Annotated in this window: 8 protein-coding genes and 3 pseudogenes; 5 read left to right on the forward strand and 6 right to left on the reverse strand. The window is 51.6% G+C overall.

The features are described from left to right. The coding region (locus QRN60_RS24995) for a hypothetical protein (protein ID WP_284767190.1) at positions 1–460 on the forward strand (460 nt) is incomplete at its 5' end. A gap of 599 nt (positions 461–1,059) precedes the next feature. Here QRN60_RS24995 and QRN60_RS25000 read toward each other — a convergent pair. Continuing rightward, positions 1,060–2,538 carry a hypothetical protein gene (locus QRN60_RS25000; protein ID WP_111794452.1) on the reverse strand — a complete coding sequence of 493 codons (1,479 nt, stop codon included), beginning with the start codon at positions 2,536–2,538 and terminating at the stop codon, positions 1,060–1,062. A 1,016-nt stretch (positions 2,539–3,554) separates the two neighbouring features. On the opposite strand from QRN60_RS25000, the gene QRN60_RS25005 reads away from it, so the two are divergent. The 4 genes and pseudogenes from QRN60_RS25005 to QRN60_RS25020 all read left to right on the forward strand — a co-directional run. Then, positions 3,555–4,061, forward strand: coding sequence for a hypothetical protein (locus QRN60_RS25005; RefSeq protein ID WP_284767191.1), 507 nt, complete (start codon positions 3,555–3,557; stop codon positions 4,059–4,061). Positions 4,062–4,507: 446 nt separating this feature from the next. Next, positions 4,508–4,850, forward strand: a pseudogene (locus QRN60_RS25010) (IS3 family transposase); the annotation flags it as partial. Then, positions 4,847–5,201: pseudogene (locus QRN60_RS25015) on the forward strand (IS110 family transposase); the annotation flags it as partial. The pseudogenes QRN60_RS25010 and QRN60_RS25015, both read left to right, overlap by 4 nt. After that, a pseudogene (locus QRN60_RS25020) lies at positions 5,202–5,508 on the forward strand (IS3 family transposase); the annotation flags it as partial. Between the two features lie 788 nt (positions 5,509–6,296). On the opposite strand, the gene QRN60_RS25025 reads toward QRN60_RS25020, so the two are convergent. From QRN60_RS25025 to QRN60_RS25045, 5 genes are all read right to left on the reverse strand, one after another. Further along, positions 6,297–7,220 (reverse strand): hypothetical protein, encoded by a 924-nt coding sequence (locus tag QRN60_RS25025; RefSeq protein WP_112934537.1) that lies wholly within the window; start codon positions 7,218–7,220, stop codon positions 6,297–6,299. Between the two features lie 765 nt (positions 7,221–7,985). Next, positions 7,986–10,295 carry a hypothetical protein gene (locus tag QRN60_RS25030; RefSeq protein WP_111794447.1) on the reverse strand — a complete coding sequence of 770 codons (2,310 nt, stop codon included), beginning with the start codon at positions 10,293–10,295 and terminating at the stop codon, positions 7,986–7,988. A 448-nt stretch (positions 10,296–10,743) separates the two neighbouring features. Beyond that, complete coding sequence (locus tag QRN60_RS25035) at positions 10,744–12,630, reverse strand: hypothetical protein (protein ID WP_162693451.1); 1,887 nt, start codon at positions 12,628–12,630, stop codon at positions 10,744–10,746. A gap of 237 nt (positions 12,631–12,867) precedes the next feature. After that, complete coding sequence (locus QRN60_RS25040) at positions 12,868–14,301, reverse strand: VirE2 family protein (RefSeq protein WP_111794445.1); 1,434 nt, start codon at positions 14,299–14,301, stop codon at positions 12,868–12,870. Between the two features lie 27 nt (positions 14,302–14,328). Beyond that, positions 14,329–14,628, reverse strand: coding sequence for a hypothetical protein (locus QRN60_RS25045; protein ID WP_111794444.1), 300 nt, complete (start codon positions 14,626–14,628; stop codon positions 14,329–14,331). Positions 14,629–14,974: the final 346 nt, after the last annotated feature.

Here is a 14,974-nt window from a genome sequence, read left to right on the forward strand (position 1 = left end):
GTGCTTGAGCCTTTCTGCTTATGCCGACTGTCCGGTCGAAATGGGGGGCAGTTCAGGAGCAGTCAAAATCTCTGAAGCTCCTGATTGTCATTTCTACCAGTTCGAGGGCGAGAAAGACGAAGAATTCTTCGTCTGGGCTTTTGTTCGATTTGGCCTGCCCGTCAAAAGGGAGGAGGTGGAAAAATCTGATCGGCGTGCAAAGCGTCGTGCGCTCAGAGAGGAGGCTAAAAAGGCAGGCATCTATAAAGATATCTTGCAGGAACTCCGGAAAGAGACATCAGTCCGGCCAGCCAAAGGCGCCGCGCGCAAAAAAGCAACCTCCCCTGCAGCTTGGCGGCGAAACAACCATGGCGTGGCCAACGGCACTTGGCAGTCAAACAACTATGGTGCCCCTGTCCGTCCCTGGCTCTTTAACAATTACGACGCGCCTACTGGTGGTCGTCGATACGGCCATTTCTAGGAGAAGGTCTAAATTGCATCATTCATTTTTGTCATGAACGAGAGAAGGAGATTGTATAGCCTTTAGCTAGTTACTATCGTTTAGTTCGACCTTGCCTTGAATATTAAACTGCTTTTTATCGTACTTCTCCTCTAAATTGAGACGCCTTCGCACGAGCCTATCGCCAGCACATTGCCCAGCCTATGAGGATTTGGGCAAAAAAAACACGCTGCTGATGAAATATAATCCGGGGCACCCGATCTCGGCCCGCTCACTGGAACCGCAAAATAGCGCTAAAGGTCGACACAATGACGGATATGGAGGAACAAATAATTAAGGAGAGACGTCAGTTAGATTTTTTAGCTATCTAGGTGTTTACTGATTAAAGTCACAAGGCATTTTTTGGTTTTCTTATTTTTCGAAATGCAGAGTTTGTTTCCTTCCAAAGCGACCCGGCTCCGTTTCGGGATTGTTGAAATCCGGTCGTAGGGGTGTTGAACGCCTCGTCATGGATATCAGCGGTTGCGCAGACTGCATCCATGTTCCATCATATCTGATGGTTCTCCTTTTTGGAGAAAAGCACCCGTCTGGGGCCGCTACTCGCGCCGTTTCATTTATGACTAGCCCAAGATCGCGAGGGCGCCCTTCAAAAACCAAGAGCTGAGTGGCGCGACAAACGGCGAAACAAATGCGAGCAACTTATCCAGGCCCAGTAAGATCGCCGCCAGATGGAACCAGCGGCAAAGTTGGCGAGCCACCGCATCCAGATGAAGTGCAACAGCCAAGGCACTCAGTCGGTGCCAACACCAGATCAGCCAGTGCCCAACCCAGAAGAAAAGCTCCAGAACATGGTCAACAAAGAACGTCTTGGTAATGCCAAGCGCGATTCCAATTGCCATACGGGCTTTCCAGGTATCTAGAATTGTCCCGCCGCTGGCACGAAGTAGAAAGCCAATCAGGATCAGTGACGGAATTGTTTCGATGAAAATGACCGAAACTGTGCGGCCAAGCGAGGCTGGCGAAGTATCCGTGTTTTGGACGCCCCTCCTGACCTTGATCCATGTCCAGATGTATTTGCCGATCGCATCAACAATCACCATGAATTGATCGTAGTTCAGACCGACTGTGAGGATGAATGCGAAAATGAGCACGCTGTAATATCTGTACTTGTCGCGCGCGAGATAGAGGCCGGTGGTTTCAGCTTCACGGACAAAGATTGCAATAACCTGCAGAACGCGGCGTAAATGTAGCACACCGATGTCCATCATCTCAGCGGTGGGAACACTCGCACCTTTTTGTTGTTGGCCGCGAGGATCGTCCGGACCGCGCTCCTCTTTCATAGAGAGGATGGATTGAGCCCCATTGTCGAGTGTCTGGTAGTAGCTGAGCAGAACACTCTTCTGGTCTTCAGACAAATCGCAGGTAAGCTTGGCCAAACGTTGCAACTTGCGTTGCCACAACCATGTTCTCAGCAGAACGCCACTCAGAAGCAAAGTTGTGCTGAAAATCGCTGCTGCCGCCAAAAACCATAGCTTCTGCTTAACGGAAGCCACCTCATTGCTTTCGGTGATTGAGAAGGTAATCCCTGGCGGCATGTTTATCCAGAGTCGGTTCTCAAAGAAGGTCAACAGCAACTCAAGACCGCTTTGAGCGTAACGCGAGTAGAGAAAAATCAATTCTGCCGAACGTGGTGCTGAGGTGATGGAACCGATGGCAAAAGACCATTGCCTCTGCCGAAACGCGATGTAGATCGGAAATCCGAAGCAGAGGGCGAAAAAGATGGCGATAGGCCCCTTTACCCAGATGTGAAAGCCGCTCCTCAGCAGAAATTTTTCCTCCGCGCGCCGGCTTTCCTTGATGATGACGGCTTGAGCAGATGCAGGAAGCGCAACAATTGGGCTGGCTTCACCGCGACACTCAGCAAGCTGCAGGCACAGCTCATTCCTGAGCGCTTCCGATCTTGGAACAAAATCCTTGTCGCTCGTCAGGAAATTGTCCTTCCGGAAATTGCCAACACGCCAAAAAGATTGGAAGGCGCGCGCAAGAAAACCAAGGGGATGTGTTGTAACCTCGGTCTCGCCGACCCGAGTTGTGGACATGTTGAACGCAAAACCAGAAGTGCGATGTTAAGGCGTTGTCTTCTTAAAATAGGGGCAAGAGGGATCATGTGATGATCTGTTTGGGTCCTTGCTGTTTTAAACTGTAAATTCTGGCACCGCACCCCGTATTTATCTATGAGGGGTCACGTCAGCACTCCAATTCCCTCCGAATTGGTAATTTATTTCGGCCCCATACCCGTATCTTGTGAGCATAACCCCCACATTTTTTACAGTTTCGGACACACCGCCAGCTCGTATCTGCCATGATGGGCTGATTTTCCACCCTGAGTCACCGGAACGCCAGCATTCCGGTCTGACCTCAGCGGCACGTGCCACCTAACACTGTTATCATTGGTCGCAACGCAGTAGAAAAACACCAGCGCTGCACCGGACCTCGTATTCCTCAATGCCAAGGACGCACTAGCGACGCCCGCATCTCTGCCTGTAGCCACCTATTCGCGTACATGGCTGATCGTTAGGAGGCCTCCCAATTCTGTCTCTCGGCTCAAAGCTACAACTTCGACTATTTAAGAAGTCACTCACCCCCGACAGCTGTTCTAAGCAACAATGTCCAGAAATCATCTAACCATGAGTCGGAGCGAGCCGCGCCCGGCGCAGCCTCGGTCTCTCTGTGTCTTTGTCCCGGATAGCCTCATGGCGCCACCCTCGTTCGCTTCTGAAACAACGGCATGCGAAGAGTACCCTCTGCGCGACTTGACCGAGACTGACACAGAACACCTCACGCGGTTTCTTAGGGAGATTCCAGGCCGATCCAAAGTAAGATTATCAATTCCACCCGATATTGTTGCTAACCAGCGCAGCTTCGCTGCCATTTCAATCTAGACAGGTTCCTCGAACAACACGATCGACCGTTGTCTCCGTTTGCCAGAGAACAAATCCGTCAGAGATCTTACACATCTCTTTCCGCATATACCCACGAGAAGGCGACAAACATCCGCTCGGAGATATTTGACGATCAAACCCACAAAAAATCTGGCACGATTTCGACGGACAACATGCAGTTGAGCTTCTCGTTCGTGTCGCTCCAACCAACCAGCAAGGCTCTCTTCGATACCATTGTATACTCGAGCGGGGAGGCGATTGATTTCAAGATCGCGCGAACATGGCTCCACGGTTTTCCTTTTCACGAGCCGTCCAGTAGCCACATTGCAGACGCCTTCATACTGCGGGATAGACTGACCCCTCAGCCGGCGATCGTTATCGCGACGTCATGGAACGACATGCTGATTTTCGAACTGTTCGACAAAGTTGAGGATATCCTCCTCGTTATATCCGCTGACGATAACGCTCCCCGAGCCAGAATGCCTCACCCCAGGATTCTCCTGCTGCGAAGCGGGTATTCTGTTCCCGAAATTTATAGGGCAATCGACAGAGCCATGGATCCCTACATGGCGGAAAATGAGCGTTACGGAACGACAGACGACGAAAGTGTTGCCAGTCAGGAAGAGGAAGAGGAAGAGGAAGAGGAAGAGGAAGAGGAAGAGGAAGAGGATAGCGACTAAAGACCGCGGACAACTATCTGTAAAAATGTCTCATTAAATTTTATCCTGATTTTGCACGCGTTAAGCCTATCTAGCCGCCAATTCATGCAAAGGCTCCGTTTGCCACCACTCTTTCTCCAAGCCCGATGATCACGTCTAAAACTGCCTGTCCCTTAGCAGAAGATTGCTCGCCAAAGCCGAAAACCCTGAGGTAACTACATCCCTATGTATCCTGCCGTGGCGCCCGTGGCGCCCCCATGGGGGCGCCAGTTTTTAAAATTGAATTGATGCGGCATCAGTCCGGGCGATTGCGACACAATACACCCGAAATACGTCTCCATTTCACGCCGACCCACCATGAATTGAAATCAGCACCGGCCCGCCGTTAGGTATTGGTTAAACGTCCGCGCCCGAACCATACAATGAACGTGCCGCTTGCAACGCTGCTCGTACCGTGGCGTTTTTGAGCCCAGAAGCAGGCGGCGCTCAAGAGCTACCGCACCCACGATCGCTGTATCTCTGCGACGATGCGAGCATTGGGTTGTCCCGGTCGCGGAACCTTGACGACGTGGGGTCGCGAAACGTTTCCGGAGACGAGGACGTCGAGGGTCGGTCGTTCCTGGCGTCCGGCCTGTGCCGAGGCGTTGAAGCAGGTCTCTGTCCTCGATTTTTGCAGTGGAGAGGTGCCCACCAGGTAGCCGGCCGGCTAGGCGCATGCCGGCCTAGTTGTACGCATGGAGGAATGAGTTACTCGGTCATGAGGCTCCCTCATACATGAAACGCCGCAACACCTCTGCGCGGGTGGCCGAGACTTTACATCGTGGCTCTGCCTCGCGCCCGGCAACAAGACCTCCGGTGGCAAAGTGCTTTCGTCACGGACCCGACGATCTTCCAGCCGAGCGGCTGCGGGAGAAGCGATACTGCACTCGGCGCGTTCTACCGCTGTATGGCTGGGCGCATCGGCAAGCATAAAGCAGTGACGGCCGCAAGATAGCCGTCCTGTTCTACAATGCGCTGCGGTTTGGAGTGGTCTACCGCGATCCGGGCGCTGCGGCCTATGATGAACTACATCGTGGCCGCGTCATCGCCAACCTCCAGCGGCGGGGCCGGTCTATGGGCTACGAGCAGGCACCCATGACGGCTGGAGACTGTGTTTCTTAGGAAAGCCTGGGCGTCGATCTGCAGACCCTGAGTAATCGGTAGGAGACACAGCTGGCTGGCGCCCTCAAAAAATATCTATCGATTGCCAGAACTGCTTGTGCAGTTAGGAATTGCGCGAAGCTCTTACTTCTACCACCGCGCCGTGTGAACTTGGCAGACAAGTATCTCACCACCCGTCATAGCCTGGCGGAAATCTTAAAGCAACCATCGTTGCTACGGCTATTATAGACTGCAGGCGTCGCTGGCCAGGCAGAGTGTGACAATCTCGGAAAAGGTTGTGCAGCGATTGATGAAACAAGAGCGCCTGTTGTCCCACTTTACTCGAACCACAAACTGTCACGGTAAACTCACTTGCACTCGAATTCTGAGACCTCGCCCAAAAGCAAAATTCACACTCGGCTGACGAAAGGGGTGAGGTTGTGGTGCCGGAAACTAAGCGTATGCCGCAATCAAAAATCGACTCTGAGACCGAAAGGCGATGCTCCGATATACGGCGCCTTGTCATGTCCTCGCCGACCATATCAGCGAGAAGTGGGCAGCCAAAACCGGATCCTCCTCGATATGCCTAACCCAATCCGAATGCTCGATCTGTCCCGAGATAAAACAGAGCATCAACATTTGCTGCGACATAGAGAGAGGGGCGACCGCCCCTGACTGGCTCCACTCGTTAGAGGCGGAACCGACGGCAAGATTGGGTGCCGATGGGATGGAATGGCCTTCTAGCTCAGAATATGAGAAACCACCCACGTAATAATCGTAATGCATAAAGAACTCCATCATAGGAATTAATAATTTCTCTCGAACAAGAGATTGTGCTTTGACAAACATAGGCTTCATATGGGGGAAAGTCGCATTGAGAACCGTTTCAACTGAAATGATGTTAAAATTCCTGCGGTTCTGTTAGGCGCGCAATGCGCTATGCAAGCAATCTGATGGATGATCTTACCTTGCCTGCTGGATCGTGGCACTGGGCAAGCCGCGTAGCGCCGATCTTCGCGGTCGTGAATGCGTTGCTTTTGCAACGTGACGACGGGATGCCAGCGGCGGATCGGGTTCATGTCGCGAGATCTTTTGGCTCCGGGAGACCAACATCCGTCAACGACCCAACGATGAATGCTCGCGTTCGGCAAGCCCTCTATTGTTCACATTGCCGATCTGTAAGGACGGCTTGGCAATCGTGGAGCTCGTGTTTGCTTTGCCACCGTTGACATGCTGGTCGCTTGCCGGTGTCTGGTACCTTGCGCTCATCCCATCCCTGAACCGTTCTTCCGGCCCTATCGAGCCAGAATGCAAAGCTTCAGTCGAAGGGAGAGACCACTTGATACTGGGAGGGCATCTTCGCAAGTCACAACAAAACGCAGCGTATGTATCTGCATTTATAAGGGCCTCTTGAAACGTCAGACCATTCTCGCGGTAGCGCATTGGCTGCCCAGCTACAGAGTCATCCAGATATCCTCGCTCCCCGTGGTCATCAAGAGCCGCAACATTGTGTGCGGTTTCATGGATAATGATGCGAGGTCCCAATTCGGCGTCGAAAACTGCGGATGTTTTTATTCGAAACGAAACTCGAGGCGACTCGTCGTTAGAAAAACGCCGCCAAGCCAATCCAACTGTACCGGCGTGAGCTGTTTCGGGGAATCGTTTGCTCAGATCGTCGAGCACCTTCATTTCGAGATTCGGACCGTTCAGCCCCGCCGATATTCTTCTCAATTCGCGCAATATGTCACGAGCACCTCCCATCGTTTCTCGATGTGGATCGAAATCGGGGCCGAATACGTCAACCAGGCCCGCCGCCGCACCTTTATCAACATCGAGAAGGAAATGGTGTTTTAGCAACGCAGAGGTTTTGCCGTCGTATTGGGAGCTATCCTTATACGCCAGAGCCTCAATCCCGGCGTCAACATTCGCCCTCGCACGACCGACATTGTGACGAATCACATCCAGTTGCCGCTCGTTGAACTCATATTCATGCAACAGGAGGACGCTGTTCCCGCCCGGGACGGCGAGTTCCGTATACACAGGAAGTTTCGTTTTCCCGATATGGGAAGATAGCAGCCTCCACCCAACATTATCAGGAGGCAGTGGATCTTGATGGGGCTGTTTCAATGGGCCCGCTTGCAGCCCATCAGCTTCACGGCCTGCTTTACGCCATAGGCGAGGTATTCCACTTGTCAATCTCGCAATTTCTTCATTCGGCATTGCTGCTTGCCTGCTTCCAGAAGCCTCATTTCAGATATTTCTCTCAGAATGCCGCCTGCATGGCTATGTGGATTTGAGTTACAGGTGAAACCAACGTTTTTTCGGATCGACGTTCCGCTTCGCCGCCCGGGCGACGTGGCCGACGGTCGATTCCGTAGCAGTTTCCGAATGAAATGGCGCGCAACGCCGAGAGATCATGCCTGAACATCAACTGCAGCCTGCCGATCTCACAGTGCCGTCCAAGGCGCCTATGGACTTCGTCATAGCTACAGATGGGCTGCCGAGAATACGATCGTCAAAATGAGATTAGAAATAGTTTCCCCGCTGATACGATGCTTGGCAAGGAAGGCGAACCGCAAGGCAACTCCCGGAGCGGTCGCCCCCTAGGTCATCGATCCTATCGATGAAACCGCCAACTACATCGTCGCCGTTGCTATCGGCACAGTCAACGGAATGCTATCTCAACGGGCTTCCTCGAAAAACTCAACCGCTGCTATGATCCACCGATCGACGGCATTTACAAGGTCGAAACCTCGATGCAATTTAGCTGTCTATAGGATTTCTCAGAAAGGGCCTGCTTTGAGTTCAACCTCGACTCACGTCTCGGGAACGGGTACGCCGCCCATTGTCAGGCGGAGAAGACTGAGATGCCTGCCGAGTGATTGTATCGGCCGAAGTTCCGCGCCCGATATTCCTTTTAGCTTGATCCCCACCTGGTGAATGTAAGCTTGCCCGATTGACCGCAACAGGGGATTCATCGTCCGAACTGGAGGAGAGCCAAGCAAATTGGGGAGCCTGCGCAAGTCGCCTCGCCATGACTGGACTACCATTGGTTTCCCGCCGTTCACCCGCAGAGTTAACCTCGGGTGCCGAAGGCTGCTGCATCGTGATGGAAGGCCGAGAGGTTCCTCCATCAGACCTGGCGTTAGTAGGTCTCTCCACGGAGCGGCGGCTAAGAGCTTTCTGTTCGTCATCGGAACTATCAGGCGGCAAAGAGCTAAACCGTCGCCTTCTTGACACGGGAATCGACTGGGTTTCATCGTCGGACGTGTCAGGTGGGAGCGAGACCGAACTCTGCCGCACAAACAATTCATCTTCCGAAACCTCCGACGGCACCGGCGAGGGAGATGGCGTTTTGACTATTCTACGTTGCTCGTCGGTCATGAGCCGTTTTGGTTTCTGCAGCGCGCTGGATGGTTCAAAGTACGATACGCTCTGATTGCTTGCAGCATCTCTGAATTTTTCTTCCCGTCTAATCGATCTCCAGTTACGTGTATAATTGCCAGTGTAGCCAGATTTCTCGCTGACATTTTGTGGGTATATCTGGTGGTGTTCAGCTCCGGGAGGGATTTTATCGATCGGCTCCAATTCGTCCCTTGAAATCTGCATCAGAATAGGCGCGCTGGCACGATTATTTTTGTTTGCCAAGATGTCGGATATGGCTTCCATCTTGACGGCTCCCCTTGAGGAAGCGCGTGATGTGCTCGTTGGAACGTATCCTGTCAAATGAGCCGCCCGCATCCTCTGCTCGTAGAGCTCAGGGTTTAACCACTTCATTGTCTTAGGCTGCAGGAAACCCTGATTGTGATCGCCTAGGATAAGTATTTCTAGTTCTGTCATGTCTTCGTCGAAATTATTTCTGTTTTTCTCGTCATATTGTTTCTTGCTTATCCACTTTCCTTCATCGCTTCGCACAAAAACATTGGGCTCATAGGTGCGGCCCGTATATTCACAGAATATTTTTTCGGCCGCATCGAATGTCGGCGCGTTCTTGTTAAACTGATCACGGGTCATGTAGTCGAAATTCGCTGTTTTTAGCCAAACGTTGTTTTCTCCGTACTTGTCTGTTACGGCCTTGAACGAGACCATATCGCGGGTACCCTCGTACAGTTTGAGAAAAATCGCTTTGTAGGTTCCATCTTCCAGGCGGATCAGTGCATCTGGATTGTATTGCCCCGCTTTCAAAGCCTCTATATACGCGTGATTCCGCCTTCTTTCCCCGACGGGTGTCTGGAATTTGCCTATATCTTCGCTTAAAAGCCCGGTAATAACTCGCTCTTTGAAGGGCTTGCCGCTTTGGCCAACCTTGCTCATCAGACCGGCGAACTTCCAATCCCGCTCCTGATATTCATCCCTCCAGTCTTCCCGCTTTTCTACCTCAATCGTGTTCCAGGTTCTCGGTTTGGAACGAAAGATGCCTGGCTCAAAACTCGTGATCGTGCAGGTGTCGTCCATGTCAGCGCTTGTAGGCGGTTTACCGAAATCCCGTTCGAATTGCCCTTTCGTTCGAAAAACAACCTCTTTCGCACCAGTTCCTAGCCGTGCGACCTTTCGCAACTGTTCCGGGTCGGAGATGAGGACCACGCCGTCATGAGAACCCCGATAATAGTTGTGCATCGTGCGCCGTAGTCCGGGTTGTTTTTTTTTGCCTTTATCCTTCGCCCTTTTCCCCTTGACCTCTCCGGCAGTCGGGCCAGATGCCGAATCGTCGAAATAGTTATGCAAGGTATTGACTGGCGTGGGTTCGCGAGCCGGAAGCGGGACGAATGAAGATGCAGCATGCTCGCTTACAGCTCGTTCGCCTTCACGTTTTGAGGTTGGCCCGCTGCGGTCGATCTGACGAGCGGCCGGAGTCCGGTCCGGGCTAGGACTCCAGCTCAGTTCTCTTTCGTCATCCCCATCGTTGTCAAAAACAATGTTCTCGGGCAAGTCCACGTCAGGGTCGTGCTCGATGCTCTCAAGGATGCTGTTTTCCAACTGCCCGGCAGGGCCTTCATCTCGGCTCGCTGCGGTCGACTTCAATCGCTTGACGCGCCCTAAGGGCCGGGCCGGGCCGTCGCGATTTAATGCACTAGCCTTGCGTTTTGCTGGGCCACCCACTGAACCGTTTTCCATCTGGCACCTTTCGGTCTTACAGCAACAAGGGAGCGATTTCGCCCTCCGGTCTGACAACACCCCGTCTTTTGAAGCCCAGCCTTATTCTGGTCGGCGCTTTTGCATCGTCGCAGCAGTAAGCCAGACATCGCGAGCTGAAAGGCAACATGTCACGCCGCAGATTCCTCTGGAGGCAGATATATCTGTTTCACCCTGGTGGGTATTGCTACAGCTGCCACCGTGATTTGTATCGCGCTTTGGCCTTGTTGCTGACAACGGATAGAAATGTGGCTATTCCGGCGTGAAAAAATCGCTCGAAAAATATTTCGACCAGCTAAACTCCAATTACAGGATAATTTCTGAATTACTTACGGATAATCAAATATTATTTTTAACTTTTCAAAATTACCTTTGGTTTTAATAATATAATCTCCGCGTCGATCAAATAAGATAAATACCACTTTTAGATTTACCAATCAGCGACAGATGCTACCCCACGATTTCTCGGTCCCAGACCTCTCTTTGAGGCGGCGTCTATACCATTGGTGTCGTCGTGGCCGCTACGGCTGCTGGTACCGCTCGGGGCCCAGCTATTGAGCGCGGCCCTTTCTTCGGCAACTGAACTCTGACGGCTCGCTGACGTCGTTTTCTCCACTTCGTCACCCCCAACAGGTTTCCAATCACTGAGAAAGGAATACGATTGAGCATCGGCGCTTTTGGAAGCAGTCCTGCTGGGGCTCGGTGGCCTCGTTTTCTCCGCTTCGTTATCCCCAACGGGTTTCCAATCACCTAGAAAGGCATGCGATTGGGCATCGGCGCTTTTGGAAGCAGTCCTGCTGCTTGGTGGCCTCGTTTTCTCCGCTTCGTTATCCCCAACAGGTTTCCAATCACCTAGAAAGGCATGCGATTGGCCATCAGCGCTTTTGGAAGCAGTCCTGCTGGGGCTCGGTGACGCAGAGCTTTTCAGAAATGCTTCTTCTTCTTCGTCCTCTGGCGCACGGGGAGCGGCTCTATCGATTTCAACTGAATTCTGATGGCTTGGCGCTGGAAGCGTGCTTCGAGCCACATCAGGCTCTGTCGCACTGCTTACCCGTTGTTGGGTAGAAGGCGCCGGAGCTGTTGGGAAAACAACTCCACTTGCAAACGGAGATCGATCCCGCTTCACGGGTTGCATGGACAGAACAGGAGTTGTCCCCAGGCGCATTGTCGTTCCAGGTGCAGGTACAGGATGCACCGTGATCGCAGAATCGCGGACAGCCTCTCTCCCAGCGACTTCAGCTTTCCATAGAGCGTTATGCTCCTGCGCCTCTGCCTTCCTCAGGTCGTTTGCCGCCACCTCTCTCGGACTGAGTTTTACGGTATTTTTGTAGATTGTTAGGCCGAAAAGTTTCTTCTCAATGGTCTTGAGGCCGTCTCCCGCTGTATAATCAACACTGTGTTTATAAAGCTTGCTCCCCCCAAAGGTGTGAACCTGGCTTTCGAGCCGACCTTCTTTATAATCACGTGATCTTTTACTCAAAAATTTCCGGCGGGCACCGATATCTTTGCTAATGGGATTGCCGTTTGCATCTAGCCGAGATGAATAGGATTTGCTCCATAGACCCCCGAAGTGCTTGATCTCAACGTTGGCGAAGTCCCTGTTCTTGGATATTTGCGAATACTTGGAGAAAATCCTGCTTTTTCGGCCAATGAGATTCAGATTTTCTCCATTTTCATCTGTCTCGAAGACCTTTTCACTCTTGAAAAGGCCGCCTTTTTTTTGGGTCAAGGTTCGATAGCCGTTTGTATCGGCAGCGCTTAAATCCTCCGAAATAGAGCGGAATAGTCCGCCATCTCTTATGCGGCTTGTCTGATATTTAGTCAGGATGAGCTTTCCGCCCTTGCTCCGTTCCCAGTTCTCTTCATACGATCCGTCCTTGCGCGTGACATTTCTCGACAGGAGCCCACCGTTACGATAGCTTTCTGTTGTCTTCTTTCTGAAGCTCTCCTGCTCGAATCCACTAACGACAGCATGAGACTCTGCATCGCGTGACAGACTCTTTCTTGTTTTTCTAAATCTCCCGCGCTCATGGATGAATGCGCCATCTTTGTCGATCTTTAGCTTCTTGTTACTCCATCCCAAAGGTCTTGAGCGAATGACCGTATCCCTTTTGGAGGGATCTATCTTCTCAAAAAGGTCCAAATCCTTCTCTAACCGATCAGACTTGTCCGACCGATTATATCTGTCAATCCGTCTCTCAGCATTGCGCTCCGCGATATCTACCGCTTGCGCAAGGCTGCTCCCAAAGTCTTGGACCACTCGCCTTTTGTATTTTGAATCGCGTAATTTTGCGGGCTTCTTCTCAATATCGGCCACGATAGGATCCTTCCATTGAAGAACTCATTATTAGACGGCCAGCTTCGCCCAGTATGCTGAGCCGGCTTCTTAGAATTGCTGCCTCAACGTCTTTCGGCTCGAGCGATGCGCAGCTTATCGCTAGCCCCTCTTTGTAACCTCTCGGCCGTTGATATCTCTTGGAGACTACAGCCTCGCGAGCTTTGCAGAAGTTCTTATAAGCTCCTCCGCAGCATCATTTGGCTACGCAATATTGCGTTACCAGCCCGCCCCCCGAGAGGTTTGAGCGCGCGAGCGGTCGTCATATAGGCCCGCATTCTTTTCAGTTGCCCGCGAATACATGTCCGGCTCGCGCTGGAGTACCTTTGCGGCGTCATCCGGCAGACGCAGCTTCTGCGCAGCATATTCGCTCAAAGTCCTTTGCATTCCAGTGCGATCACCGTGCTTGTCGCGGCCCGCTACCATGATCTGGTCGGGACCATAACTACTCATGACGTCTACGCCCGGGGGCGGCGGGCCATCGAGATGTTTAGCAAGTGGAACCGAGATGGGAGGGAGAGTCTCCCCGACCGCCTTTATTTTCCAGTAATCGTTAGGCCGGACTTCGGCAATCTCCCTCGGAATGCCAGCCTCATCTAAAAGCTTCGCTACATCTGGAAATTTCTCCATCGCAAACTGGACACTGGTTCGCCCATTACCGCTGCCGATAACGCGGAGATTTTCGCTGTATTCGCCCCTTTTTAGCCCTTGGGCGAGAGCATGGTCAGGCGCGTTGGCGAAGAGCCAGTTGACGTCAACATTTGGGCTCGGGATACTGGGATCTCGCTGTGTGACAACCGCCGTTAAATGATTGAAATTTTGGTTGCGCTCACGCTGATCCGCAACCTGAGCGTTCCAGCGTTTGTTCGCTCCATTCTCATATCGGTCAAGCTGTGCGGTACCCATCGTTCTGTTGGTGTTCGCCTTGAGCGCGACATCAACGCCCGTGCCATACTCGGCGATTGCAGCGACTTTAACCTCAGCGAGTGACTTACCATCGTATTTTCCCTTACCGTCTTTGGTATGCCACGTCGCCTCCAAAAGCTCTGTGCCTTTCCATATCTGAACATTGGGAATACTGTTGCCGGCTCGGATCTGATTGTCATACTGAATAGTGCAAGGCTGGCTGCCTCCGCCTATCGTATGAAAAACTTGATTTTTACCTTCAAGTTTTTTTTCAAACTTGGGGATATCCGGTGGCACGCCAATCTCCGCAGCGATCTCACGGAACTTTGCTGCCTTGAAGGCGAATGCCTTTTTGTTCTGCGCACTTTTGTCGACGATGCTGTCCACTATCTGCTGCTGTTTTTCGGAAAGCTTAATGTTTTGAACGAATACTTGGGGAGGCATTAGGTCGTGCTCGCCAAATTTCCCGTCGACTTGCAATTTCTCATTGCCTGTCAAAGAGGCGTGGATGGCATAGCCATTTTTGCCGAACTGACTGGTCGTCGGTCCGAGCCCGTTGTTTTGTTCCATCCATTGACCGCGCGTTATGCCTTTCGAAATAGGCCCGTCTTTATAGAGAGCCCAAGCATTGCGTGGTATATTGCTCTCGTCTTTAATGGGATAGGAGAAGTCTCGTAGAAAGTCTATCGCTTCGCCGCTGTTAGTACCACTCATATTGCGGTCATTTTCGCCATTATTATTGGTCATCCCGAAAATCCCTGAATAATATAATATTTAATTGTCGGCATCTATAGGTTTAAAATCTTCCAAAATTTTCAAAGTATTCATTTTTTCTATTTCAAAATCCTCAATATAGCATTCTTTAGGGTAGTATGAATCATCTTTGTTATAGTTACTTTTAATATGAACTATACCTTTACTTTGTTCTTTTCGAAACATTGAATTACTATCGTCATTCTTCATCTGTGTTTCCTTTCCTAAAAAATCATACCGACAGTCTTCATTGACATTAAAAGAGAGGTTGGGCTCTTTGCGAAGGCGGACTCCGATGTGCATAATTGCAGTTGCAATCATGGCAAATGCCTCGGCGCGCCACCGCCCGATTGAACCAACTAACTATTTCGCGAAAATTCGTTTTTATTAGAGCCCATGATAACAATCATAATGCCGCCAGGCAGCTAAGCTACCTGACCTTGAGAAAATACTAATAATAAATTTATGACGGTCCTCGCTCATGTCAATTTCGATCAGGTTACATCTGTAGCAAATGCTGCGGTTAGCCAGGGCACCAGCGCGCTTGAAGGCTTGTGACAGGTGGTTGGCACAGTGCCGTCGAGATATTTATGAACGAGAGCGAGGGTCCGCGTCGAAGGCGGGCGATGCCCGCAAAGGCTGCGCCAGCATCAGCGCAGTGACAATT

This window comes from Agrobacterium sp. CFBP2214 (genome assembly GCF_030209895.1).
Taxonomy (GTDB): Bacteria; Pseudomonadota; Alphaproteobacteria; order Rhizobiales; family Rhizobiaceae; genus Agrobacterium; species Agrobacterium radiobacter.

What these genes read in the sequence shown, in the direction of transcription:
- QRN60_RS25040 (WP_111794445.1), bottom strand. Translation starts at nt 14,301, where the DNA reads ATGACCAATAATAATGGCGAAAATGACCGCAATATGAGTGGTACTAAC.
- QRN60_RS25005 (WP_284767191.1), top strand. Translation starts at nt 3,555, where the DNA reads ATGCAGTTGAGCTTCTCGTTCGTGTCGCTCCAACCAACCAGCAAGGCT.
- QRN60_RS25045 (WP_111794444.1), bottom strand. Translation starts at nt 14,628, where the DNA reads ATGATTGCAACTGCAATTATGCACATCGGAGTCCGCCTTCGCAAAGAG.
- QRN60_RS25000 (WP_111794452.1), bottom strand. Translation starts at nt 2,538, where the DNA reads ATGTCCACAACTCGGGTCGGCGAGACCGAGGTTACAACACATCCCCTT.
- QRN60_RS25030 (WP_111794447.1), bottom strand. Translation starts at nt 10,295, where the DNA reads ATGGAAAACGGTTCAGTGGGTGGCCCAGCAAAACGCAAGGCTAGTGCA.